The sequence below is a fragment of the Escherichia sp. MOD1-EC6021 genome (genome assembly GCF_002965245.1).
Taxonomy (GTDB): domain Bacteria; phylum Pseudomonadota; class Gammaproteobacteria; order Enterobacterales; family Enterobacteriaceae; genus Escherichia; species Escherichia coli_F.
Window position 1 is genome coordinate 134,669 of sequence record NZ_PTRU01000010.1, and the last position, 25,709, is coordinate 160,377.

General features: G+C 51.4%; 23 protein-coding genes. 16 read left to right on the forward strand and 7 right to left on the reverse strand.

The window, feature by feature from the left end:
* Positions 1 to 8: 8 nt before the first annotated feature.
* Positions 9 to 257 (forward strand): hydrogenase maturation factor HybG, encoded by a 249-nt coding sequence (gene hybG, locus BEB54_RS13820; RefSeq protein WP_000334896.1) that lies wholly within the window; start codon positions 9 to 11, stop codon positions 255 to 257.
* Positions 258 to 379: 122 nt separating this feature from the next.
* On the opposite strand, the gene yghU is transcribed toward hybG, so the two are convergent.
* Positions 380 to 1,246, reverse strand: a complete 867-nt coding sequence (yghU, locus tag BEB54_RS13825) for a glutathione-dependent disulfide-bond oxidoreductase (protein ID WP_105276755.1) — start codon at positions 1,244 to 1,246, stop codon at positions 380 to 382.
* A 204-nt stretch (positions 1,247 to 1,450) separates the two neighbouring features.
* Here yghU and gss point away from each other — a divergent pair, with 204 nt between their 5' ends.
* Together gss and pitB are read left to right on the forward strand one after the other, a co-directional pair.
* Complete coding sequence (gss, locus tag BEB54_RS13830) at positions 1,451 to 3,310, forward strand: bifunctional glutathionylspermidine amidase/synthase (RefSeq protein ID WP_001295514.1); 1,860 nt, start codon at positions 1,451 to 1,453, stop codon at positions 3,308 to 3,310.
* Between the two features lie 291 nt (positions 3,311 to 3,601).
* The gene (gene pitB, locus BEB54_RS13840) at positions 3,602 to 5,101 is read left to right on the forward strand and encodes an inorganic phosphate transporter PitB (RefSeq protein WP_088541747.1); all 1,500 of its coding nucleotides are present in this window, start codon (positions 3,602 to 3,604) and stop codon (positions 5,099 to 5,101) included.
* Positions 5,102 to 5,149: 48 nt separating this feature from the next.
* Here the strand turns inward: pitB and BEB54_RS13845 are convergent, their stop codons facing one another.
* Positions 5,150 to 5,842 (reverse strand): dTMP kinase, encoded by a 693-nt coding sequence (locus tag BEB54_RS13845; RefSeq protein WP_105276753.1) that lies wholly within the window; start codon positions 5,840 to 5,842, stop codon positions 5,150 to 5,152.
* A 173-nt stretch (positions 5,843 to 6,015) separates the two neighbouring features.
* On the opposite strand from BEB54_RS13845, the gene BEB54_RS13850 reads away from it, so the two are divergent.
* The 7 genes from BEB54_RS13850 to lptG are packed head-to-tail and all read left to right on the forward strand — an operon-like array spanning position 6,016 to position 12,485.
* Positions 6,016 to 6,729 (forward strand): dTMP kinase, encoded by a 714-nt coding sequence (locus BEB54_RS13850; RefSeq protein ID WP_001076266.1) that lies wholly within the window; start codon positions 6,016 to 6,018, stop codon positions 6,727 to 6,729.
* A 30-nt stretch (positions 6,730 to 6,759) separates the two neighbouring features.
* Positions 6,760 to 7,518, forward strand: coding sequence for a hypothetical protein (locus BEB54_RS13855; protein ID WP_000339526.1), 759 nt, complete (start codon positions 6,760 to 6,762; stop codon positions 7,516 to 7,518).
* A gap of 45 nt (positions 7,519 to 7,563) precedes the next feature.
* Positions 7,564 to 8,913 (forward strand): lipopolysaccharide biosynthesis protein, encoded by a 1,350-nt coding sequence (locus BEB54_RS13860; RefSeq protein ID WP_000896872.1) that lies wholly within the window; start codon positions 7,564 to 7,566, stop codon positions 8,911 to 8,913.
* Complete coding sequence (locus BEB54_RS13865; protein ID WP_105276752.1) at positions 8,913 to 9,737, forward strand: hypothetical protein; 825 nt, start codon at positions 8,913 to 8,915, stop codon at positions 9,735 to 9,737. Before BEB54_RS13860 ends, BEB54_RS13865 begins: the two co-directional genes overlap by 1 nt.
* 11 nt (positions 9,738 to 9,748) lie before the next feature.
* Positions 9,749 to 10,309, forward strand: coding sequence for a YtfJ family protein (locus tag BEB54_RS13870; protein ID WP_001354968.1), 561 nt, complete (start codon positions 9,749 to 9,751; stop codon positions 10,307 to 10,309).
* A 29-nt stretch (positions 10,310 to 10,338) separates the two neighbouring features.
* Positions 10,339 to 11,409, forward strand: a complete 1,071-nt coding sequence (lptF, locus tag BEB54_RS13875; protein ID WP_105271323.1) for an LPS export ABC transporter permease LptF — start codon at positions 10,339 to 10,341, stop codon at positions 11,407 to 11,409.
* Positions 11,406 to 12,485, forward strand: coding sequence for an LPS export ABC transporter permease LptG (gene lptG / locus BEB54_RS13880; RefSeq protein ID WP_105276751.1), 1,080 nt, complete (start codon positions 11,406 to 11,408; stop codon positions 12,483 to 12,485). The genes lptF and lptG overlap by 4 nt, the downstream gene beginning before the upstream one ends.
* Positions 12,486 to 12,519: 34 nt before the next feature.
* Here lptG and spt read toward each other — a convergent pair whose 3' ends face one another.
* The 4 genes from spt to BEB54_RS13900 are packed head-to-tail and all read right to left on the reverse strand — an operon-like array spanning position 12,520 to position 16,592.
* Positions 12,520 to 13,692, reverse strand: a complete 1,173-nt coding sequence (gene spt, locus BEB54_RS13885; protein WP_105282216.1) for a serine palmitoyltransferase — start codon at positions 13,690 to 13,692, stop codon at positions 12,520 to 12,522.
* Positions 13,692 to 13,940, reverse strand: coding sequence for an acyl carrier protein (locus BEB54_RS13890; RefSeq protein ID WP_000248097.1), 249 nt, complete (start codon positions 13,938 to 13,940; stop codon positions 13,692 to 13,694). Before BEB54_RS13890 ends, spt begins: the two co-directional genes overlap by 1 nt.
* Positions 13,941 to 13,971: 31 nt before the next feature.
* On the reverse strand, positions 13,972 to 14,886 hold the full coding sequence (locus tag BEB54_RS13895; RefSeq protein ID WP_105271326.1) for an NAD-dependent epimerase/dehydratase family protein: 915 nt from the start codon (positions 14,884 to 14,886) through the stop codon (positions 13,972 to 13,974).
* The gene (locus BEB54_RS13900; RefSeq protein WP_105276749.1) at positions 14,883 to 16,592 is read right to left on the reverse strand and encodes a fatty acyl-AMP ligase; all 1,710 of its coding nucleotides are present in this window, start codon (positions 16,590 to 16,592) and stop codon (positions 14,883 to 14,885) included. Before BEB54_RS13900 ends, BEB54_RS13895 begins: the two co-directional genes overlap by 4 nt.
* A 371-nt stretch (positions 16,593 to 16,963) precedes the next feature.
* Between BEB54_RS13900 and yghO the strand changes: the two genes are divergently transcribed.
* Positions 16,964 to 18,106, forward strand: coding sequence for a protein YghO (yghO, locus tag BEB54_RS13905; protein WP_105276824.1), 1,143 nt, complete (start codon positions 16,964 to 16,966; stop codon positions 18,104 to 18,106).
* A 138-nt stretch (positions 18,107 to 18,244) separates the two neighbouring features.
* Here the strand turns inward: yghO and glcC are convergent, their stop codons facing one another.
* Positions 18,245 to 19,015 carry a transcriptional regulator GlcC gene (glcC, locus tag BEB54_RS13910; RefSeq protein ID WP_105276748.1) on the reverse strand — a complete coding sequence of 257 codons (771 nt, stop codon included), beginning with the start codon at positions 19,013 to 19,015 and terminating at the stop codon, positions 18,245 to 18,247.
* 250 nt (positions 19,016 to 19,265) lie between these two features.
* Between glcC and glcD the strand changes: the two genes are divergently transcribed.
* From glcD to glcB, 5 genes are read left to right on the forward strand one after another with little or no spacing between them, the layout of a single operon-like run.
* Entirely contained in the window at positions 19,266 to 20,765 is a 1,500-nt protein-coding gene (glcD, locus tag BEB54_RS13915; protein ID WP_000026096.1) for a glycolate oxidase subunit GlcD, read from the forward strand.
* Positions 20,765 to 21,817, forward strand: a complete 1,053-nt coding sequence (gene glcE, locus BEB54_RS13920; protein WP_105276747.1) for a glycolate oxidase subunit GlcE — start codon at positions 20,765 to 20,767, stop codon at positions 21,815 to 21,817. The genes glcD and glcE overlap by 1 nt, the downstream gene beginning before the upstream one ends.
* A gap of 10 nt (positions 21,818 to 21,827) precedes the next feature.
* Complete coding sequence (glcF, locus tag BEB54_RS13925; RefSeq protein ID WP_105276746.1) at positions 21,828 to 23,051, forward strand: glycolate oxidase subunit GlcF; 1,224 nt, start codon at positions 21,828 to 21,830, stop codon at positions 23,049 to 23,051.
* A gap of 4 nt (positions 23,052 to 23,055) precedes the next feature.
* Positions 23,056 to 23,460, forward strand: a complete 405-nt coding sequence (locus BEB54_RS13930; RefSeq protein ID WP_000853256.1) for a GlcG family protein — start codon at positions 23,056 to 23,058, stop codon at positions 23,458 to 23,460.
* Positions 23,461 to 23,481: 21 nt separating this feature from the next.
* The gene (gene glcB, locus BEB54_RS13935; RefSeq protein ID WP_032185122.1) at positions 23,482 to 25,653 is read left to right on the forward strand and encodes a malate synthase G; all 2,172 of its coding nucleotides are present in this window, start codon (positions 23,482 to 23,484) and stop codon (positions 25,651 to 25,653) included.
* The last annotated feature ends 56 nt before the right edge of the window (positions 25,654 to 25,709 follow it).

Sequence of the window (25,709 nt, forward strand, 5' to 3'; positions counted from 1 at the left end):
AGTTAACAATGTGTATTGGCGTTCCAGGCCAGGTGCTGGCTGTCGGTGAAGATATTCACCAGCTTGCGCAGGTTGAAGTATGTGGTATCAAGCGCGACGTGAATATCGCCCTGATTTGTGAAGGTAATCCTGCCGATCTGCTGGGCCAGTGGGTACTTGTGCACGTCGGATTTGCCATGAGCATCATCGACGAAGACGAAGCCAAAGCGACATTAGACGCACTGCGCCAAATGGATTACGACATTACCAGCGCGTGATGATTAGCTTTCGTCGGCCTGATAAGACGCGACAGCGTCGCATCAGGCATTGTGCATGATTGCCGGATGCGGCGTGAACGCCTTATCCGGCCTGGATGGCTTGCTGCGACGAACACCAACCCTTACCCCTGACGCTTATCTTCCGTATTTGTCTCAAAATCACTGGCGTCATGGCGCTCGTGCAACTGCTCGTTCAGCGGCCCGTTGGTGCGGTTAACAATACGCCCACGCTTCACCGCCGGACGTTCGCCCACTTCTTTCGCCCAGCGTTGCACGTGTTTATAACTGCCCGCATCAAGAAACTCTGCGGCATCATACACACCACCTAACACCACGTTGCCAAACCACGGCCAGATCGCCATATCCGCAATGGTGTACTCATCGCCCGCAACAAACTTATGCTGCGCCAGTTGCTTATCCAGCACGTCGAGCAGGCGCTTGGCTTCCATGGTAAAGCGGTTGATGGCGTATTCAATTTTCACCGGCGCGTAATGGTAAAAGTGACCAAAACCACCGCCGAGGAACGGCGCGGCACCCTGTAACCAGAACAGCCAGTTCAGCGTTTCGGTCCGTTTTGCCAGATCCTGCGGCAGGAAGTAGCCAAATTTCTCCGCCAGATAAAGCAGAATCGAGCCTGACTCAAACACGCGGAGTGGCGGATTATGAGTATGATCGCGCAGCGCCGGAATCTTCGAATTCGGGTTCACTTCGACAAAGCCGCTGGAGAATTGATCGCCATCGCTAATACGAATCAGCCAGGCGTCGTACTCTGCACCAGTAACGCCCAGCGCCAGCAGCTCTTCAAGCATAATTGTCACTTTCTGACCGTTTGGCGTGCCCAGAGAATAGAGCTGCAACGGGTGCTTGCCCACCGGCAGCGTTTTCTCATGCGTTGGACCAGAAACCGGGCGATTGATATTGGCGAACGCGCCGCCTGCGGATTTCTCCCACGTCCAGACTTTCGCGGGCTGATAAGTATTGTCTGTCATAGTGAGTTGCCTTCTGAGTGGTAGTGTTGAAGCAGTGTAGCAGGTCACTTGCTGTACAGAATGTGAATTTTTTAACCCTTTGCGCCAGCCGCTGCGATGAGGTGTATGATTAGTCTGACCTCTGTCCGGTTAATGTCGCTGAGCAGGTAATCAGAGCACAACAATTACGCCAACTGCTTAGGTTGTATTGTTAAAGGTAAAGTGATGAGCAAAGGAACGACCAGCCAGGATGCCCCGTTCGGGACATTATTGGGCTACGCCCCAGGTGGGGTAGCAATCTACTCTTCAGATTACAGTTCTCTCGATCCGCAGGAATACGAAGATGACGCCGTATTCCGTAGCTATATCGACGACGAATATATGGGCCACAAATGGCAATGCGTTGAATTTGCTCGCCGTTTTCTCTTTCTGAATTACGGTGTGGTCTTCACTGACGTGGGTATGGCGTGGGAGATTTTCTCGCTGCGCTTCCTGCGTGAAGTGGTTAATGACAACATCCTGCCATTGCAGGCATTTCCTAACGGCTCGCCGCGTGCGCCGGTCGCGGGTGCGCTTCTTATCTGGGATAAAGGCGGTGAATTTAAAGACACTGGCCATGTCGCCATCATTACCCAATTGCATGGCAACAAAGTCCGTATTGCGGAACAGAACGTGATTCATTCCCCGTTACCGCAAGGGCAACAGTGGACACGCGAGCTGGAGATGGTGGTCGAAAACGGCTGCTATACCCTTAAAGACACGTTTGATGACACCACCATTCTGGGCTGGATGATCCAGACGGAAGATACCGAATACAGCTTACCGCAGCCGGAAATTGCTGGCGAGCTGCTGAAAATCAGCGGAGCGCGTCTGGAAAACAAAGGTCAGTTTGACGGTAAATGGCTGGATGAAAAAGATCCGCTACAAAATGCCTACGTGCAGGCCAACGGTCAGGTGATCAATCAGGATCCGTATCATTACTACACCATTACCGAGAGCGCAGAGCAGGAGTTGATTAAAGCTACCAACGAGCTGCACCTGATGTATCTTCACGCAACCGACAAGGTGCTAAAAGATGACAACCTGCTGGCGCTGTTCGACATTCCGAAAATCCTCTGGCCACGTTTGCGTCTCTCCTGGCAGCGTCGCCGTCACCATATGATCACCGGTCGTATGGATTTCTGTATGGACGAACGTGGCCTGAAGGTCTACGAATACAACGCCGATTCCGCCTCCTGTCATACCGAAGCGGGCTTGATCCTCGAACGTTGGGCGGAGCAGGGCTATAAAGGCAACGGCTTCAATCCTGCGGAAGGGCTGATTAACGAACTGGCTGGTGCCTGGAAACACAGTCGTGCACGTCCGTTTGTCCATATCATGCAGGACAAAGATATCGAGGAAAACTATCACGCGCAGTTTATGGAGCAGGCGCTGCACCAGGCGGGCTTTGAAACGCGTATCTTGCGTGGGTTGGATGAACTGGGCTGGGATGCTGCCGGGCAACTGATTGATGGGGAAGGGCGACTGGTTAACTGCGTGTGGAAAACCTGGGCGTGGGAAACCGCGTTTGATCAGATTCGTGAAGTTAGCGACCGTGAGTTTGCTGCGGTGCCGATCCGTACCGGTCATCCGCAAAATGAAGTGCGTTTAATTGACGTATTGCTGCGCCCGGAAGTGCTGGTCTTTGAGCCGCTGTGGACGGTGATCCCCGGCAACAAAGCGATTCTGCCGATCCTCTGGTCGCTGTTCCCGCACCATCGTTACCTACTGGATACCGATTTCACTGTTAATGATGAACTGGTAAAAACAGGTTACGCAGTGAAACCGATCGCCGGTCGCTGTGGCAGTAACATCGACCTCGTCAGCCATCATGAAGAGGTGCTGGATAAAACCAGCGGTAAATTTGCCGAGCAGAAAAACATCTATCAGCAACTGTGGTGTTTGCCGAAAGTGGACGGTAAATATATTCAGGTATGTACCTTCACCGTTGGCGGCAACTACGGTGGGACGTGTTTGCGCGGTGATGAATCACTGGTCATCAAAAAAGAGAGTGATATTGAACCGTTAATTGTCGTGAAAGAGTAATAGATGTTGTAGCAGCCCCGTACTGATTATGAAGAATAATCAGTGCGGGGATTAATCAAAATATTCAATATTTATATATTTCAATATTTATTCATTTCATATGTGAATATATTAACCAGCAGAATACCTGTGTTCTAATTATTTTTAAATATTTTGAATGAATGCTTATTGTCTGATACACAAGAAATAACACTCTTTTTATCGTTAAAAGATGATATTTCACTTTGCCCACGCCGTGAAAGTCACTGATAATGCGTCCGTTCGTAAATTCAAAATGGCGTAATCTAATATATGCTAAATTTATTTGTTGGCCTTGATATATACACAGGGCTTTTGTTATTACTTGCTCTGGCATTTGTGTTGTTCTACGAAGCAATCAATGGTTTTCATGACACGGCGAATGCGGTGGCAACCGTTATTTATACTCGTGCCATGCAGCCACAGCTTGCCGTGGTGATGGCGGCATTTTTTAACTTTTTTGGCGTATTGCTAGGCGGACTTAGCGTTGCCTATGCCATTGTCCATATGTTGCCAACCGATTTGTTGCTGAATATGGGGTCAACTCACGGCCTGGCGATGGTCTTTTCCATGCTGCTGGCGGCGATTATCTGGAACCTGGGAACGTGGTTCTTTGGTTTACCGGCCTCCAGTTCGCATACCTTGATTGGTGCGATTATCGGCATCGGTTTAACCAACGCGCTGTTAACCGGCTCATCGGTGATGGATGCGTTAAACCTGCGTGAAGTGACCAAAATTTTCTCCTCGCTGATTGTTTCCCCTATCGTCGGTCTGGTCATTGCGGGAGGCCTGATATTCCTGCTGCGCCGCTACTGGAGCGGGACGAAAAAGCGTGACCGTATTCACCGCATTCCGGAAGATCGCAAAAAGAAAAAAGGCAAACGTAAGCCACCATTCTGGACGCGTATTGCGCTGATTGTTTCCGCTGCGGGCGTGGCGTTTTCGCACGGCGCGAACGACGGGCAGAAAGGGATCGGACTGGTGATGCTGGTACTGGTGGGGATTGCTCCTGCTGGTTTCGTCGTCAATATGAATGCGTCCGGCTATGAAATTACCCGTACCCGCGATGCCGTCACCAACTTTGAACACTATCTGCAACAGCATCCTGAACTGCCGCAGAAGTTGATTGCGATGGAACCTCCATTGCCTGCGGCATCGACTGATGGCACGCAAGTAACGGAGTTTCATTGTCATCCGGCAAATACCTTTGATGCGATTGCGCGCGTTAAAACGATGTTGCCAGGTAATATGGAAAGCTACGAGCCGTTAAGCGTGAGTCAGCGCAGCCAGCTGCGCCGCATTATGCTGTGCATCTCTGATACCTCTGCGAAGCTGGCGAAACTGCCAGGCGTCAGTAAAGAAGATCAGAACCTGCTGAAAAAACTGCGCAGTGATATGTTAAGCACCATTGAGTACGCTCCGGTGTGGATCATCATGGCGGTAGCACTGGCGCTCGGCATTGGCACCATGATTGGCTGGCGTCGTGTAGCGATGACCATCGGTGAGAAGATTGGTAAGCGCGGCATGACGTATGCGCAAGGCATGGCGGCACAAATGACGGCGGCAGTGTCTATCGGCCTTGCCAGTTATATTGGGATGCCCGTCTCCACAACGCACGTCCTCTCGTCTGCGGTAGCAGGGACGATGGTGGTGGACGGCGGTGGGTTACAGCGTAAAACGGTAACCAGCATCCTGATGGCGTGGGTGTTTACTTTACCGGCGGCGATTTTTCTGTCTGGTGGGTTGTACTGGATAGCATTGCAGTGGATTTAACCTTCCTGAAAATGCCCGGTCCTGGCGATCGGGCATTTCCATTTTTGACTAGTGATAACCACACGCGGTCATAAAATCCGTAATCGCTTTTTCTGCATCAACCAGCACCTTTTCCAGTGGCTGATTGGCGTCGATATCAACCAGTTGTGCACCACCAAAGGTTAACTGTGGCGTTATGGCAATCTTTCTCGCCAGCGATTCCCGTTTATGGTCGGGTTTACGCGCGCAGGCAACTTCAAGGTCAACATTGAGTTTGATGACCAGATCAGGCTTATGGCTCGCCATCCAGTGAAACGCTTTACGTTCCTGGCTTGCCAGCCATGAGACAAACCGGCCGCCTTCAACGTTAGGTGGGAACACCGTACCATCGTAAGCGCCAGGAATTTGGTCCTGTGGATAACGGTCGGTCAAAACAATTAACCCGCGACGACGACAGGCGAGCATATGACGAAAGCGCAGTACGCGACGGGCGACAAATGCAGTAATCACCAACGCCGGAACTGGGCCAGGCAATTTTTTTGCCGTTTTTACTTCATTTTTTTCAATAGTCTTGTGCAGAGACTTTCCCATCAACGGTAATTTTGTCACTGCACGACCGACATTTCCGGCCTGTTTTCCTAAATGAACTCTTTCGGCAGCACCATATTTTTCGACAACGGTAATAAGATGTTCACACACCGTGGACTTGCCTGAACCATCGCTACCAATAACGGCAATTAATGGAGGAATTATTGACTGCATGAATATATCCTTAAATTTAAATATCCATCCAAAATATTTATTTGGTTAATATGTTTTTATGAAAGCGTAATTCAGGTCAATGTCACAATTAACCATTGTCACAATAAGGTTGAACGGATATTCTGAGCACGGACCACGTAATATTCAATACATTATTTGCTGCCGGGTTTTTCGTGAATCAACGTAATATGTCAATAATTAATTCCACGCCAGTGCGTGTTATTGCCATTGTAGGATGTGATGGTTCAGGTAAATCGACCCTCACGGCAAGCCTGGTAAATGAACTGGCAGCAACAATGCCAACAGAACACATTTATCTCGGGCAATCGTCCGGGCGAATTGGCGAATGGATTTCACAGCTCCCTGTTATTGGCGCACCTTTTGGGCGTTATCTGCGAAGTAAAGCGGCACATGTGCACGAAAAGCCCTCCACACCGCCTGGCAATATTACTGCGCTGGTTATTTATCTGCTTTCCTGCTGGCGGGCGTATAAGTTTCGCAAAATGTTGTGTAAAAGCCAGCAAGGCTATCTGCTCATCACCGACCGCTACCCGCAGGTTGAAGTGCCGGGTTTTCGCTTTGATGGCCCGCAACTGGCAAAAAACACGGGCGGTAACGGCTGGATAAAAATGTTAAGACAGCGCGAGCTCAAACTTTACCAATGGATGGCGTCTTATTTGCCCGTATTGTTGATTCGTCTTGGCATTGATGAACAAACCGCGTTTGCGCGTAAACCTGACCACCAACTGGCGGCGTTACAGGAAAAAATCGCTGTTACGCCGCAACTGACATTCAATGGCGCAAAGATCCTTGAACTGGATGGTCGGCAACCAGCCGATGAAATTCTGCAAGCGTCACTACGCGCAATTCACGCCGCGCTTTCCTGATCACCAAATGGATAGGGGATGATTTAACGAATGGATGCACTACAAACACAAACTGTTAATAGTACAACCGCGCCGCAGCCCAACTACATTCCGGGGCTGATTGCGGTGGTCGGGTGTGATGGCACCGGTAAATCCACACTGACCACTGACCTGGTGAAATCGCTGCAACAACACTGGCAAACCGAGCGCCGCTATCTGGGGCTGCTCTCCGGCGAAGACGGCGACAAAATCAAACGGTTGCCGCTCGTTGGCGTCTGGCTGGAACGGCGACTGGCGGCCAAATCCTCGAAAACCCAAAGCATGAAAACCAAATCTCCGGCGCTATGGGCGGCGGTGATTATGTACTGCTTCTCGCTGCGAAGAATGGCGAATCTACGCAAGGTTCAGCGACTGGCGCAAAGTGGCGTTCTGGTGGTCAGCGATCGCTTCCCGCAGGCTGAAATTTCGGGCTTTTATTATGACGGACCGGGGATTGGCGTCGAGCGTGCGACCGGGAAAATCAGCATGTTTCTGGCACAGCGCGAACGGCGTTTATACCAAAAAATGGCGCAATACCGTCCTGAATTAATTATTCGTTTGGGGATTGATATTGATACTGCCATCTCCCGCAAGCCTGACCATGACTATGCCGAGCTGCAGGACAAAATCGGTGTCATGTCGACGATTGGCTATAACGGCACAAAAATTCTTGAGATTGATTCCAGAGCGCCCTACAGCGAAGTGCTGGAACAGGCACAGAAGGCGGTTTCTCTGGTTGCAATCGTTTCTGACCGCCGAAGTTTAACTTAAGGTTGGCGGGATACTTTTTACTATCAACGATAAGGTCAGGCTGAATTGGCGGGGTTTAACATCAAACATTGGTTTGCAGATGGCGCGTTTCGCACCATTATTCGCAATAGCGCCTGGTTAGGCTCCAGTAATGTCGTGAGCGCTTTGCTGGGTCTGTTGGCGCTCTCGTGTGCCGGTAAAGGGATGACGCCCGCCATGTTTGGCGTACTGGTGATTGTGCAATCGTACGCCAAGTCGATCAGCGATTTTATTAAGTTTCAGACATGGCAGCTGGTGGTTCAGTACGGAACGCCAGCCTTGACCAATAATAATCCGCAGCAATTTCGCAATGTCGTCTCATTTTCCTTCTCGTTGGATATCGTCAGCGGCGCGGTGGCGATTGTCGGCGGCATTGCCTTACTCCCTTTTCTTTCCCATTCATTAGGTCTGGATGACCAAAGCTTTTGGCTGGCAGCGCTGTATTGCACGCTCATTCCTTCAATGGCTTCCTCCACACCGACCGGCATTCTGCGTGCGGTAGATCGCTTCGATTTGATTGCTGTACAGCAGGCGACGAAACCTTTTCTGCGCGCAGCGGGGAGCGTCGTAGCCTGGTATTTTGATTTTGGTTTTGCGGGTTTTGTTATTGCCTGGTATGCATCGAATCTGGTTGGCGGCACCATGTACTGGTGGTTTGCCGCGCGCGAATTACGCCGCAGAAATATCCATAACGCCTTCAAATTGAATCTGTTTGAGTCTGCCCGACACATTAAAGGCGCGTGGAGTTTTGTCTGGTCAACCAACATTGCCCACTCCATCTGGTCGGCACGTAACTCGTGCAGCACAGTGTTGGTGGGGATCGTGTTAGGACCCGCTGCCGCCGGGTTATTTAAAATCGCCATGACATTCTTCGATGCCGCCGGAACGCCAGCGGGTTTACTGGGCAAAAGTTTTTACCCAGAGGTGATGCGTTTAGATCCGCGCACCACCAGACCGTGGTTGTTAGGCGTGAAGTCCGGTTTACTGGCGGGCGGAATCGGTATTCTGGTGGCGCTCGCGGTGTTGATCGTCGGCAAGCCGCTCATTTCGCTGGTGTTTGGCGTTAAGTATCTCGAAGCGTATGACCTGATTCAGGTGATGCTTGGCGCAATTGTGATTTCGATGCTGGGCTTCCCACAGGAGTCATTGCTATTGATGGCGGGAAAACAGCGCGCTTTTCTCGTGGCGCAAACCATCGCCTCAATCGGCTACATCGTATTGCTGTTCATGTTCTGTCATCTGTTTGGCGTGCTGGGGGCTGCATTTGCTTACTTCGGTGGGCAATGTCTGGATGTGGTGCTCTCGTTAATTCCAACCTTAAAGGCATTTTTTCAGCGCCATTCCTTGCTTTATAACGCAGCCGGAGAGAAATCCTGATGATGAGAAAATATTTCCCGCTTGAGGCGAGCGAGCGTCTATTTATTGCAGTTGAAGAAGATGATGTCGTTGATGCGCAGGTCAGTTTACCGCCGACTATCGCAACAGGTTGTACCACCGAAATCATTCATGATAATTACGCGTTATGCCTGCAATTCTGGCTGAATGGCGTTGATCGTCAGGAATTACTGCGTTTAATCCACAAACAAGCCAAAGGCGAGGGGCTTACGGCTGACGAGCGTAAACAGTTTAAATATATGCGGGCGCGCTATAAGCATCTGCGTTTCGCTCAGCGACTGTATCTGAAAAAACACCAGGCAGGATTTTTATTCGGCAAAACGACGGTATGTCTGGGCCATTTTCAGGATGGTTTCCGTAACGGTAAAAAAAATATTGTGTCGTATTACGGCAACCTGTTACGGATTTATTTAAGCTCTCCGGTCTGGTCGTTGGTGAACTATTCATTACGCCATAGCCAGTTAGAAAGCGTAAGCGGTTTTATTGCCTATCGGCAAAAGCAAATGCATATTCTGAAAGAGATAATTGCCAAACCGCGACTAACCGGCAGGGAATTTCATGATGTGCGAAAAATCATCAGCCAGCAGGTTTCTTATTACGACACCCTAAGATCGCTTGATCCTGAAAATAAAGAAGCGTTACAGATTTCCCGCTTCCTCGCCGCCATTAATGGCCTGATGGGGGATAAACACGACGACATGGTGGCGGATGATATGGAAAACCGCCAGTCGTATGATGCACCGATGGCGCTGGATAGCGATATTCGTCAGCGCTTAGAACTGCTGATTTCGCGTTTTCCGCTATAACCGGAGCAATGATGTCATCTCGTTTGATTATTGCGCTGATTATCATGCTCTTAGCCCCGGGTGTGCAGGCGCACAATTTCGTCACGGGTAAAACGGTTACCCCTGTTTATATCCAGGAAGGCGGCGAGCTGCTTCTGAATAGCGACGACGAAATTCACTACCAAAAGTGGAACAGCACACAGCTGGCGGGAAAAGTCCGCATTATTCAGTATATCGCCGGGCGTAAGTCGGCGAAGAAAAAGAACTCACTGTTAATTAAAGCGGTTGAAGCGGCAAACTTTCCGCAGGATCGTTTTCAGCCCACCACCATTGTGAACACCGATGATGCCATCTTTGGTACTGGCTATTTTGTCGTTGGCAAAATCGAAAAAAATAAACGCCGCTATCCGTGGGCGCAATTCGTTATTGACGGCAATGGACAGGGACGCGTTGTCTGGCGGTTGCCGGAGCAGAGTTCAACCATTCTGGTGCTGAATAAAGCCGGGCAAATTCAGTGGGCAAAGGACGGCAGCCTGACGCCGGAAGAGGTAGATCATGTCATTGCGCTGGCGCAGAAGCTGATCAATGAATAAAAATTCAAAGGATTGAGGGCGTTAGTGAGATGAAGCTGGTTGAACACTACATCATGCGTGGTACGCGCCGTCTGGTGCTGATTATCGTCGGTTTTCTGATCTTTATTTTCGCCAGCTACTCCGCACAGCGTTATCTGACCGAAGCGGCAAATGGGACATTAGCTCTTGATGTTGTGCTGGATATTGTTTTCTACAAGGTGCTGATTGCACTGGAGATGTTGTTACCTGTTGGACTGTATGTGTCAGTTGGCGTGACGCTAGGGCAGATGTATACCGACTCGGAAATTACCGCTATTTCTGCGGCGGGGGGGAGTCCGGGACGCTTGTACAAAGCCGTTCTTTATCTGGCGATACCGCTAAGTATTTTTGTCACCCTTCTGTCGATGTATGGTCGTCCGTGGGCTTATGCGCAGATTTATCAACTGGAGCAACAGTCGCAGTCGGAGCTGGATGTTCGCCAGTTGCGGGCAAAGAAATTTAACACTAACGATAACGGACGAATGATCCTTTCGCAGACGGTTGATCAGGATAATAATCGCCTGACTGACGTGCTGATTTATACTTCTACTGCCAATCGAACCCGTATTTTCCGCGCCCGTTCGGTTGATGTAGTTGACCCATCACCCGAGAAACCGACCGTTATGTTGCATAACGGGACCGCCTATCTTCTCGATCATCAGGGGCGTGACGACAACGAACAGATCTACCGTAATCTGCAATTGCATCTGAATCCGCTGGATCAAAGCCCTAACGTCAAACGCAAAGCAAAATCGGTCACGGAGCTGGCGCGCTCCGCCTTTCCTGCCGATCATGCCGAACTGCAATGGCGACAAAGCCGTGGCCTGACAGCATTGTTGATGGCGCTGCTGGCCATTTCATTAAGTCGGGTAAAACCGCGGCAAGGGCGATTTTCAACGTTATTGCCACTGACGTTGCTGTTTGTTGCCATTTTTTATGGCGGCGACGTCTGCCGTATGCTGGTGGCTAACGGCGCGATTCCCCTCATTCCTGGTTTGTGGTTAGTACCCGGACTCATGCTAATGGGCCTGCTGATGCTGGTCGCACGCGACTTCTCTTTGCTGCAGAAATTTTCCCGATGAATGTTTTCAGTCGCTATTTAATCCGTCATCTCTTTCTCGGTTTTGCCGCCGCCGCAGGGCTATTGCTGCCGCTCTTTACCACCTTCAACCTGATTAACGAACTGGATGATGTCAGCCCGGGTGGTTATCGCTGGACTCAGGCGGTGCTGGTGGTGCTGATGACCTTACCGCGCACACTGGTCGAACTTTCGCCGTTTATCGCCTTATTGGGAGGGATTGTCGGCCTGGGGCAGTTATCGAAAAACAGTGAGCTTACCGCCATTCGCAGCACGGGGTTTTCTATCTTCCGTATTGCACTGGTGGCGCTGGTTGCCGGGATATTGTGGACTGTTTCATTAGGCACGATAGATGAGTGGGTGGCGTCGCCATTGCAGCAACAGGCGCTGCAAATCAAATCGACTGCCACTGCGTTGGGGGAGGACGATGACATTACCGGCAATATGCTGTGGGCCAGGCGTGGTAATGAATTTGTGACGGTGAAATCGCTGAACGAGCAGGGCCAGCCGGTGGGCGTGGAGATATTTCATTACCGCGACGATCTCTCGCTCGAATCCTACATTTATGCACGCAGTGCCACCATTGAAGACGACAAAACGTGGATCCTGCATGGTGTGAATCATAAAAAATGGCTGAATGGCAAAGAAACGCTGGAAACATCTGATAATCTTGCCTGGCAATCGGCCTTCATCAGTATGAATCTTGAAGAGTTATCGATGCCGGGAAATACTTTTTCTGGCCGTCAACTTAATCATTACATCCATTATTTGCAGGAAACTGGACAACCCAGCAACGAATACCGCCTTGCACTGTGGGAAAAACTGGGACAACCCATCTTGACCCTGGCGATGATTTTGCTGGCTGTGCCGTTTACCTTTAGTGCCCCGCGTTCGCCTGGGATGGGTAGCCGTCTCGCTGTAGGCGTCATCGTGGGCTTACTCACCTGGATCAGCTATCAAATTATGGTCAATCTGGGATTGCTATTTGCGTTGAGCGCACCTGTTACCGCGCTCGGTTTACCGATAGCGTTTATGCTGGTGGCGTTGAGCCTGGTGTATTGGTATGACAGTCAACATTAAACCCGCCGTGGCGCAGTACCACAGCGGGCTCACATTACTGCTTCAGAGTAGCAAATGCCTGAATGATGGCATCGATTTGCTCACGAGTGTGGGCAGCGTTTACGCTACAGCGCAGCAGTGTGATGCCTGCAGGCGCGGCAGGTGGCAGGATAAGATTCACATAAACGCCCAGCGAAATAAGCTCGCGCCAGATGCGTAAACCTTCCTCTTTCGAACCGATTATTACTGGCACTACCGGGCTAATATGTGAACTTAACTCGTAACCCAGTTTTTGCAGACCGTCATACAGATGGTTGGCGTTATCCATCAGCTTTTGCCGCAACTCTGGTTGTGAGGCAATAGTTCTTAACGACGAGCGCACGGTCGCAATGCAGGACGGAGAAGGAGAGGCGGTAAAAATATACGGGCGGCTGCCGTAGCGCAGCACTTCCATCGCTTCCGAACCGACAGCAAAACCGCCAATCGAGGCCAGACTTTTACTGAAAGTACCAACGATAATATCCACATCATCTTCAACGCCAACGGCTTCAGCCAGTCCGCGCCCTGTTGCGCCTAACACGCCAAACGAATGCGCTTCATCGACAATCAAATAACCACCGAGACGACGTTTGATATCAACAATTTCCGCCAGCGGCGCAACGTCACCGAGCATACTGTAGATGCCTTCAACGATGATAATCGCCTCTTTTGCCCGTTCACCGAGGCGAACCATGCGCCGTTCCAGATCTTTAGCATCGTTATGGCGGAAACGAATAATTTCCGCTCCACCGAGAGAACAGGCGTCATAAATACTGGCGTGGCTGTCGGCATCCAGTAACACTACGGCGTTATGGTCGGCAAGCGCGCTGATGACGCCTAAATTCGCGGTATAACCGGTTGAAAAAACGATAGCGGAAGGGCGCTTGAAAAACTCGGCAATCTCTTTCTCTAACGCCAGATGCGGCGCATAACTGCCGTTTGCCATACGAGAACCGGTGGTGCCGGTGCCTTGGGCCGCTAACGCTGCCTGACCTTCGGCGATGGCATCATGATTGAAGGTTAAACCGAAATAATTATTGGTCCCGGCCAGGATCACGTTTTTATCGCCGATCCGGCCTTCGGTGGCGGAATACACTTCATCAATACAGGTACCAAACGGCGTTAACCCGTTGTCACTAAAATGCAGTCGCTCGCCAGCAAGGCGCGCATATTTATCGTATAGCCCCATTATTTATTCTCCAGCCATGGAAGTAGAGTTTCCATTAATTGCGCAGGGGTTTTGACATCCAGCAGAATATTAATAGGAATGGAAATATCGAATCTGTCTTCCAGCATCATTAAGAGATCCATCACTTTGATCGACTCCAGGCCAAGATCGTTGACGAGATCGCTGTCGGGCTTAATTTCCACACCGTTTTCGACCAAATCCTGTAAACAGGAAAGGATGTAATCCATTACTATTTCACGATTTACCATAGAAACGTTGACACACCTTTAAACAAGACAATCAAAATAGCCCGTTGCGTAATGCGTGTTCCAGGCTAATCCCGGGAAACCAATTAATATCTTCAGAAATACGGTTATTATTTGCTGACCAGTCGGCGTGGGTTAATTCACGGATTTTCGAGCGGGTCAGCATAGGTTCTTTACCTGCCAGGCGACTCAACGCGGTACTGATATCCGCAAGGCAGGTGAGTACCGACAGAGGAATACCAACCATTCGAACGGAACCGCAACGGGCGTCGGCGGCAAGTTGCTGTACGCGTTGCCAGTCATAGCCGCCGGCGACGCCATCGCATAATTCATAGGTTTGCGTCTGTGCAGTTTCGGCGCTTAACCACTGCCCCACGGCTTGCGCGAAATCGGTGACGTGCAGGAAAGAGAGCTGTGTATCTGGCGCACCAAGTCGTGGCAGCAGGCCGCGCAGCATCCAGTCAAACAGCGGTTTTAACTCTTTATCGCCGGGACCATACACGGCTGTCGGGCGAAAAATGCCCAGCGTAATTTCGTCAGCCATTGCGGTCAGTCGTTGTTCGGCGACGTGTTTGGAATTTGCGTACCAGGAGAGTTCGGGATGGCGCGCCGCCAGCGAAGAGATAAACAGAAAACGTTGGCAAAAGCCGCTCTCTTTTGCCGCTTGCATCAGGCGCAGGCTGCCGTCAACGTTACAGCGGGTAAAAATCTCTTCTTTGTGTCCGCGCACTTGCCCGGCGCAATGGACTACCGCGCTGGCTCCGGCAACCAGTTCCCTAAGCGAATGTGTATCTTCCAGCGAACCGCGCACCCAGATGAGATTATCATTGACGTGAGCGCGGGCAGTACGCGTCAATGCGCGAACGTGAAAGCCGCGGGCGAGCAGGTTATCGATAATATATTTACCGATAAACCCGGTAGCGCCCGTCACCGCGACAGTTTGATTCATGCCATGGATTCCTGCACATGAAGGCTTGCAGCATAACGTTTTTTCGCTTCCGCACGGGCAGGCTTGCCGGAGGACGTTCGGGGAATACTGTGGGGCGGCAACAGATCGATAGCCGCTGTTACGCCAAATTCGCTTTGGATCCGTGCTGCCAGTGCGTGGATAAGCTGCCCACGACGTTCTTCGTCGCTGATCCTACACTGGATCTGCAAAATGATTTTTTCCTGGGCGGTAACAAAAGCAATCGCATCGCCAGAATGAATTTCCGGTTCCTGTTCCGCAATATATTCAATATCCTGCGGCCAGATATTACGGCCACGAATAATAATCAGATCTTTAATGCGCCCGGTGACATACAGATAACCGTCCAGCAGATAACCGAGGTCGCCGGTATCTAACCAGCCCGTCGCGGCAATCTCGTCTTGCGAAACCTGGTCGCCAAAGTAACCGCTCATCAGGCTGGGGCCGGAGATGCAAATATGGCCTACCACACGTTCCGCGACCGGCATACCTGCTTCATTGCGGATTTCAATGCCATGTTCCGGCAACGCTTTACCGCAGTTGACGAAAGTCGATACGGCGCGTGTTTCAGCACCCGGCGCGACGGCTTTGCCCTGATATTCAAGGATGTCGCGATCCACTTCGTTAACCACAACCCCGGAGGCTTCATCAGAGAAGCTGACAGCCAGCGCATTTTCTGCCAGTCCGTAGCACGGCATGAAAGTTTTATCGTCAAAGTTAACCTGACGGAAACATTCAGCGAATTGATGGAGTTGTTCTGCGGAGATCGGCTCAGCACCAATACCAGCAACGCGCCAGCAGGAAAGATCCAGTTCAGCGAGATCTTTTTCATTCACGCGGCGCTGGCACAATTCATAGCCAAACGGCGGCGCAACGGAAACGGTGCCGCGATTTTTACTGATCAATTTAAGCCATTGCAGAGGACGCATGGCAAAATCCTGAGTGCGCAAATAATCTACTGAGAGCTGCGTGGCGACGGGGGTCAGGAGAAAGCCGACCAGTCCCATATCATGGTAGAAAGGCAGCCAGGAGACGCAGCGGTCGCCAGGGCGTAATTTAATGCCATCGTGGCTTATAGCACGTAGATTAGCCATCACTTCGCGATGGGTGATAATGACGCCACGGGGAAAACGGGTGCTGCCGGAGGTGTACTGGAGGTAGGCGATATCGTTCGGAACTGGACGCTGGAGTACAACATCGGCTTCCGGTAATGCCTTAAACCAGGCGTGGCTTAAAACATGTAATTCGGGGTTGTTATGCGTAGCAGCATTGACCAGTGGCAACCACTCATCACCAGTGATAATGGCTGCGGGCTGGCAACTTGCCAGTAAACCCTGCAGTTTGGCGCTCCAGGAATCCCGCTGACCGACGCCCATTGGAATTGCCAACGGGACGGCGACTAAGCCGGCATACTGGCAGGCAAAAAAAGCCTCTACAAACCCGCTACTCGTTTCGGCAATCAGCGCCACGCGATCGCCTTTTTTCAGATTCAGTGATAACAACCGCTTCGCACCAGCTTCGGCACGCGCTTTTAACGTCTGATATTCCAGTTGATCTTCAAGTTGGCAACGTCTGTCATAAAAATTCATTCCGGCGCTACTCAGAGCGGCGTAGTCCAAAGCATCAACCAGCGTTGGAAAATCGGCATAGCGCATAGGTAGGGAATGCGTAAAGATGTTATTAGACATATACACCACGAAAAAAATTGGATATCAGAAATAAAATGACAATAATGCGGTGGATTATATAGGCATAAAAGATAAATGAGATAGTATTTTCATCGGTGCGATATTGAACATTGATTTAAATAATAGGTTTGGCTTTGTTGTTTTTATTGTGAATGATATTTAATTTATGAATATATTAAGAAGAAGCCTTGTTTGGTTGCCTTAAATCGACAAAAGGCATTGAGGCGCTTCTGTGTAGTCTCTGACCTTATCTTAATTATTAATAAATACTATTTATTCTTTGTTTGTATTCATTGGGTTGATTATTAAGATGCCGTTCGTTGCTGTTGCAATCTGTTTGTCACCGTTAATTATTTGTTATCCACAGAGATATGGAATGCGATCTGCTGATGATTAAAATTGAAAAAGTAATTAATAAAAATGACCTTAAGGCATTTATCGCTTTTCCGTCATCACTTTATCCCGATGATCCAAACTGGATACCCCCTTTGTTCATTGAACGCAGCGAGCATTTGTCGGCGAAGAATCCGGGGACGGACCATATTATCTGGCAGGCGTGGGTAGCAAAAAAAGCGGGGCAGATAGTCGGGCGGATTACCGCGCAAATCGATACCTTGCACCGCGAGCGTTACGGTGACGATACCGGTCATTTTGGCATGATTGACGCCATTGATGATCCGCAGGTTTTTGCCGCTTTGTTTGGCGCAGCGGAAGCATGGTTGAAGTTACAAGGTGCCAGTATGATCAGCGGGCCTTTCAGCCTGAATATCAATCAGGAAAGCGGATTACTGATTGAAGGTTTCGACACTCCGCCCTGTGCGATGATGCCGCACGGTAAACCGTGGTATGCCGCGTATATTGAACAATTGGGTTATCACAAAGGTATTGATTTACTGGCGTGGTGGATGCAACGAACCGATCTCACTTTCTCTCCGGCGCTAAAAAAACTGATGAATCAGGTACGCAAAAAGGTGACCATTCGTTGCATCAATCGTCAGCGGTTTGCTGAAGAGATGCAGATCCTGCGTGAGATTTTCAACTCTGGCTGGCAGCACAACTGGGGATTTGTGCCGTTTACCGAACATGAATTCGCTACCATGGGCGATCAACTAAAGTATCTGGTACCGGACGATATGATCTACGTCGCCGAGATTGATTCTGCTCCCTGCGCGTTTATAGTCGGCTTGCCGAACATCAACGAGGCGATTGCCGATCTGAACGGATCGCTCTTTCCCTTCGGCTGGGCAAAATTGCTATGGCGCTTAAAAGTCAGCGGTGTGCGAACTGCGCGAGTGCCGCTGATGGGCGTGCGTGACGAGTATCAGTTCAGCCGCATCGGCCCGGTGATTGCGCTGTTATTGATTGAAGCCTTACGCGATCCGTTTGCTCGCCGGAAGATCGATGCGCTGGAAATGTCATGGATCCTCGAAACCAATACAGGCATGAATAACATGCTGGAACGCATTGGAGCGGAGCCGTACAAGCGTTACCGATTGTATGAAAAGCAGATTTAATACCAGATCCCATTAAGCGCACGGACGGTCATTCGGGAGAGTGTATAGATGAACAGATTTAACATCAGATCCTATTAAGCGCAGGGGCGGTCCCCTCGCCCCTCAGGGAGAGGGTTAGGGTGAGGGGGAAAACTCGGCTCACATTCCCCCCTGCTTCATCTCCAGCGGCACCGCCGAGCGAATCAAATGGTGGCCTTCCAGTTCGATATCGTGGAGATTCTTTTTCACGGTCCGCACATGATCACGTGCGGCGCGCTGGGCGACGTGCGGCAGTCGCTGCAACACCGCGTTGTAGATCCGCGCATGTTGGCGATCGATCTGCTTTTTTTGCTGTGGTCGATGGTAGAGATTATTTACGCTGGCAAACACTGAATTAAACATCAGATCGGTCAATGATTGCAGCGTAAAAACTAGCACCTGATTGTGGGAAGCCTGACAAATGGCAAGATGGAAAGCATGATCCAGCTGCGCGTGTTCGATCAGCGAAATTTCTTTGTTGTTTTCACTGGCGGCGAGCATTTTTTCATAACAGCGGGTTATCAAAACAAAATCCGCCTGGGTTCCCAGCGTAGCTGCCAACCTTGCCGATTCGCCTTCCAGCAATGCGCGAACGTCGAGTAGATCGTATAGCGTTCGCGGCTGTGTACTGAACAGATGGATCAGCGGGCTGGTGTCCTGCACGCGATTAAGGCGTGCTACACGAGAATCGCGCCCCTGTGCTGTTTCAATAATCCCGCGTCCGCGCAGCACGGTCAGCCCTTCACGCAGTGCGGAACGCGAGAAGCCGAGCTTTTCACACAGTCGACGCTCCGAAGGAAGCGGCTGACCGACCTTCAGCACGCCGTCGATAATTAACCGTTCGATACTCTCTGCAACCACTTCGCAAATAGGGCGACGTTCATCTTTCATTCCCGGACCTCGTGCACAGGTAGGACCAATTTTTCTGTTCTTGATTCGCAAAACACGCACATCACGTAAGTGATTATGTTACATCAATTTAACATTAAGTTAACCAAGGCAAGGTCACAGAGCTGGAAAAAAAATGGTCTGACCGGTAGCTAAAGAGATAGACGAAAACGAAAAGCCCGCTTAATAACTGTTCACAGAAGCAGCGCGCAAAAATCAGCTGCCACACAACACAACAAAGCGAACCCTACTCATGAGCATCTTGTACGAAGAGCGTCTTGATGGCGCTTTACCCGATGTCGACCGTACATCGGTACTGATGGCACTGCGTGAGCATGTCCCTGGACTTGAGATCCTGCATACCGATGAGGAGATTATTCCTTACGAGTGTGACGGGTTGAGCGCGTATCGTACGCGTCCATTACTGGTTGTTCTGCCTAAGCAGATGGAACAGGTGACGGCGATTCTCGCTGTCTGCCACCGTTTGCATGTACCGGTAGTGACCCGTGGCGCAGGCACCGGACTTTCTGGCGGTGCGCTGCCGCTGGAAAAAGGTGTGTTGTTGGTGATGGCGCGCTTTAAAGAAATCCTCGACATTAACCCCGTTGGTCGCCGTGCGCGTGTGCAGCCGGGCGTGCGTAACCTGGCGATCTCCCAGGCTGTTGCGTCGCATAATCTCTATTACGCGCCGGATCCTTCCTCACAAATCGCCTGTTCCATTGGCGGCAACGTGGCGGAAAACGCCGGGGGCGTCCACTGTCTGAAATATGGTCTGACCGTACATAACCTGCTGAAAATTGAAGTGCAAACGCTGGATGGCGAGGCACTAACGCTGGGATCGGACGCGCTGGATTCACCCGGTTTTGACCTACTGGCGCTGTTCACCGGATCGGAAGGCATGCTCGGCGTGACCACCGAAGTGACGGTAAAACTGCTGCCGAAGCCCCCTGTGGCACGAGTTCTGTTAGCCAGCTTTGACTCGGTAGAAAAAGCCGGACTTGCGGTTGGCGACATCATCGCTAATGGCATTATCCCCGGCGGGCTGGAGATGATGGATAACCTGTCGATCCGCGCGGCGGAAGATTTTATTCATGCCGGTTATCCCGTCGATGCCGAAGCAATTTTATTGTGTGAGTTGGACGGCGTGGAATCTGATGTACAGGAAGACTGCGAGCGAGTTAACGACATCTTACTGAAAGCGGGCGCGACTGACGTCCGTCTGGCGCAGGATGAAGCGGAGCGCGTGCGTTTCTGGGCCGGCCGCAAAAATGCTTTTCCGGCGGTAGGACGTATCTCCCCGGATTACTACTGCATGGACGGCACCATCCCGCGCCGCGCGTTGCCTGGCGTACTGGAAGGCATTGCCCGTTTATCGCAGCAATATGATTTACGCGTTGCCAACGTCTTTCATGCCGGAGACGGCAATATGCACCCGTTAATCCTTTTCGATGCCAACGAACCCGGTGAATTCGCCCGTGCGGAAGAATTGGGTGGGAAGATCCTTGAACTCTGTGTTGAAGTAGGCGGCAGTATCAGTGGGGAACATGGCATCGGGCGCGAAAAAATCAATCAGATGTGCGCCCAGTTCAACAGTGATGAAATTACTACCTTTCATGCAGTCAAGGCGGCGTTTGATCCTGATGGTTTGCTGAACCCTGGGAAAAACATCCCCACACTGCACCGCTGCGCTGAATTTGGTGCCATGCACGTGCATCACGGTCATTTACCTTTCCCTGAACTGGAGCGTTTCTGATGCTACGCGAGTGTGATTACAGCCAGGTACTGCTGGAGCAGGTGAATCAGGCAATTAGCGATAAAACGCCGCTGGCGATTCAGGGAAGCAATAGCAAAGCCTTTTTAGGTCGTCCTGTCATCGGGCAAACGCTGGATGTGCGTTGCCATCGCGGCATTGTTAATTACGACCCGACCGAGCTGGTGATTACCGCGCGTGCCGGAACACCGCTGGTGGCGATTGAAGCGGCGCTGGAGAGCGCGGGGCAAATGCTCCCCTGCGAGCCACCGCATTATGGTGAAGAAGCCACCTGGGGCGGGATGGTCGCCTGCGGGCTGGCAGGGCCGCGTCGCCCGTGGAGTGGTTCAGTACGCGATTTTGTCCTCGGTACGCGCATTATTACCGGCACTGGAAAACATCTGCGCTTTGGTGGCGAAGTGATGAAAAACGTTGCCGGATACGATCTCTCGCGGTTAATGGCCGGAAGCTACGGCTGTCTTGGCGTGCTCACTGAAATCTCGATGAAAGTGTTGCCGCGACCGCGCGCCACACTGAGCTTGTGTCGGGAAATAAGCCTGCAAGAAGCCATGAGTGAAATCGCCCAGTGGCAACTCCAGCCATTACCCATTAGTGGCTTATGTTACTTCGACAATGCGTTGTGGATCCGCCTTGAAGGCGGTGAAGGATCGGTAAAAGCAGCACGTGAACTGCTGGGTGGCGAAGAGGTTGCGGGTCAGTTCTGGCAGCAATTGCGTGAACAACAACTGCCGTTCTTCTCATTACCGGGCACTTTATGGCGTATTTCCTTACCCACCGATGCGCCGATGATGGATTTACCCGGCGAGCAATTGATCGACTGGGGCGGTGCGTTGCGTTGGCTGAAATCGACAGCCGATGACAATCAAATCCATCGCATTGCCCACAACGCAGGCGGTCATGCGACCCGCTTTAGTGCCGGAGATGGTGGCTTTGCCCCGCTACCGGCTCCTTTATTCCGCTATCACCAGCAGCTTAAACAGCAGCTCGACCCTTGCGGCGTGTTTAACCCCGGTCGCATGTACGTGGAACTTTAAGGAGCAGGCTATGCAAACCCGGTTAACTGAAGAGATGCTTCAGAACGCGCGTGCGCTGGAAGCCGACAGCATCCTGCGCGCCTGTGTTCACTGTGGATTTTGTACTGCAACCTGCCCAACTTATCAGCTTTTAGGCGATGAACTGGACGGGCCGCGCGGGCGCATCTATCTGATTAAACAGGTGCTGGAGGGCAACGAAGTCACGCTTAAAACGCAGGAGCATCTCGATCGCTGTCTCACTTGTCGCAATTGTGAAACCACCTGTCCTTCTGGTGTGCGCTATCACAATTTGCTGGATATCGGGCGTGATATTGTCGAGCAGAAAGTGAAACGCCCACTGCCAGAACGAATGCTGCGCGAAGGGTTGCGCCAGGTTGTGCCGCGTCCGGCGGTCTTCCGTGCGCTGACGCAGGTAGGGCTGGTGCTGCGACCATTGTTACCAGAGCAAGTCAGAGCAAAATTGCCCGCTGGAACCATGAAAGCCAAACCGCGTCCGCCGCTGCGCCATAAGCGCCGGGTTTTAATGCTGGAAGGCTGCGCCCAACCTACGCTTTCGCCCAATACCAACGCGGCAACTGCTCGTGTGTTGGATCGTCTGGGGATCAGCGTCATGCCAGCTAACGAAGCAGGCTGTTGTGGCGCGGTGGACTATCATCTTAATGCGCAAGAGAAAGGGCTGGCGCGGGCGCGAAATAATATTGATGCCTGGTGGCCCGCGATTGAAGCAGGTGCCGAGGCAATATTGCAAACAGCCAGTGGTTGCGGCGCGTTCGTCAAAGAGTATGGGCAGATGCTGAAAAACGATGCGTTGTATGCCGATAAAGCGCGTCAGGTCAGTGAACTGGCGGTCGATTTAGTCGAACTTCTGCGCGAGGAACCGCTGGAAAAACTGGCAATTCGCGGCGATAAAAAACTGGCTTTCCACTGCCCGTGTACCCTACAACATGCGCAAAAGCTGAACGGCGAAGTAGAAAAAGTGTTACTTCGTCTTGGATTTACCTTAACGGACGTTCCCGACAGCCATCTGTGCTGCGGGTCGGCGGGAACGTATGCATTAACGCATCCCGATCTGGCGCGCCAGCTGCGGGATAACAAAATGAATGCGCTGGAAAGCGGCAAACCGGAAATGATCGTCACCGCCAACATTGGTTGCCAGATGCATCTGGCGAGTGCCGGTCGTACCTCTGTGCGTCACTGGATTGAAATTGTAGAACAAGCCCTTGAAAAGGAATAACAAAATGAAAACTAAAGTCATTCTTAGCCAGCAAATGGCGAGTGCAATTATTGCCGCAGGTCAGGAAGAGGCGCAGAAAAATAACTGGTCTGTTTCCATTGCTGTTGCCGATGACGGCGGTCATCTGCTGGCGTTAAGTCGCATGGACGATTGCGCGCCGATTGCGGCTTACATCTCCCAGGAGAAAGCGCGTACCGCCGCGCTGGGGCGTCGTGAAACTAAGGGCTATGAAGAGATGGTGAACAACGGACGTACCGCGTTCGTGACTGCGCCGTTACTGACGTCGCTGGAAGGTGGCGTACCGGTTGTTGTGGATGGGCAAATTATTGGTGCCGTGGGCGTTTCTGGTTTAACCGGAGCACAGGATGCGCAGGTCGCGAAAGCGGCAGCAGCGGTGTTGGCGAAATAAGCGAAAACGAGGAGATAAACAATGAGTCAAACCATAACCCAGGGCCGTTTACGCATTGACGCCAATTTTAAACGTTTTGTGGATGAAGAAGTTTTGCCTGGCGTGGAACTGGATGCTGCCGCGTTCTGGCACAATGTTGATGACATCGTTCACGATCTGGCACCAGAAAATCGTCAGTTGCTGGCAGAGCGCGATCGCATTCAGGCGGCGCTTGATGAGTGGCATCGCAGCAATCCGGGGCCGGTAAAAGATAAAGCGGCCTATAAATCTTTCCTGCGTGAACTGGGCTACCTGGTGCCGCAACCGGAGCACGTGACGGTGGAAACCACGGGCATTGATAGCGAAATCACCAGCCAGGCGGGGCCACAGCTGGTGGTTCCGGCAATGAATGCCCGCTACGCGCTGAACGCGGCGAACGCGCGCTGGGGATCGCTGTACGACGCGCTATACGGCAGTGACATCATCCCGCAGGAAGGGGCGATGGTCAGCGGCTACGATCCGCAGCGCGGTGCGCAGGTTATCGCCTGGGTTCGACGTTTCCTCGATGAATCACTGCCGCTGGAAAATGGCAGCTATCAGGATGTCGTGGCGTTTAGCGTGGTCGATAAACAATTACGTATCCAGTTGAAAAATGGTCAAGAAAGCACGTTACGTACACCGGCACAGTTTGTCGGTTACCGTGGCGATGCCGCTGCGCCAACCTGCATTTTGCTGAAAAATAACGGCCTGCATATCGAGCTACAAATCGATGCCAACGGGCGGATTGGCAAAGACGATCCGGCGCACATCAACGATGTTATCGTCGAAGCGGCCATCAGTACCATTCTCGATTGCGAAGATTCGGTCGCGGCGGTTGATGCGGAAGATAAAATCCTGCTGTATCGCAACCTGCTGGGCCTGATGCAGGGGACTCTGCAAGAGAAAATGGAGAAGAACGGTCGGCAAATCGTGCGTAAACTGAATGACGATCGTCAGTACACTGCCGCCGATGGATCTGAAATTTCTCTGCACGGACGTTCGCTGCTGTTTATCCGCAACGTAGGTCATTTGATGACCATTCCTGTGATTTGGGACAGCGAAGGTAATGAAATTCCGGAAGGTATTCTTGATGGCGTCATGACTGGCGCGATTGCCCTCTATGATTTAAAAGTGCAGAAAAACTCGCGTACCGGCAGCGTTTATATTGTGAAACCGAAAATGCACGGTCCACAGGAAGTGGCTTTTGCCAACAAACTGTTTACCCGCATTGAGACAATGCTTGGTATGAAACCGAATACCCTGAAAATGGGCATTATGGATGAAGAACGCCGGACCTCGCTGAACTTGCGTAGTTGTATCGCTCAGGCGAGCAACCGCGTGGCGTTTATCAATACCGGTTTCCTTGACCGTACTGGCGATGAGATGCATTCGGTGATGGAAGCGGGCCCAATGTTGCGTAAAAACCAGATGAAATCGACGCCGTGGATCAAAGCCTACGAGCGCAACAACGTGCTTTCCGGCCTGTTCTGCGGGCTGCGCGGTAAAGCGCAAATCGGTAAAGGGATGTGGGCAATGCCGGACCTGATGGCAGACATGTACAGCCAGAAGGGCGATCAGTTACGTGCCGGGGCGAACACGGCCTGGGTTCCGTCGCCAACTGCCGCTACACTCCATGCGCTGCACTACCATCAAACCAACGTACAGAGTGTGCAAGCCAACATTGCCCAGACCGAGTTCAATGCTGAATTTGAACCGCTGCTGGACGATCTGCTGACCATTCCGGTTGCTGAAAACGCTAACTGGTCGGCACAAGAGATCCAACAAGAGCTGGATAACAACGTGCAGGGGATTCTGGGTTACGTGGTGCGCTGGGTGGAGCAGGGGATTGGTTGTTCAAAAGTACCCGATATTCACAACGTGGCGCTGATGGAGGACCGTGCAACGTTGCGTATCTCCAGCCAGCATATCGCCAACTGGTTACGTCACGGTATTCTGACCAAAGATCAGGTGCATGCGTCGCTGGAGAACATGGCGAAAGTGGTGGATCAGCAAAATGCTGGCGATCCGGCATATCGTCCGATGGTCGGGAATTTCGCTAACTCGTGTGCCTTTAAAGCTGCCAGCGATTTGATCTTCCTCGGCGTGAAACAGCCAAACGGTTATACCGAACCGTTATTACACGCCTGGCGTTTACGTGAAAAAGAAAGTCATTAATAGCATCAAAAAAGCCCCGGCAAGTTTTATTGTCGGGGCTATGATAGTAACTGCGG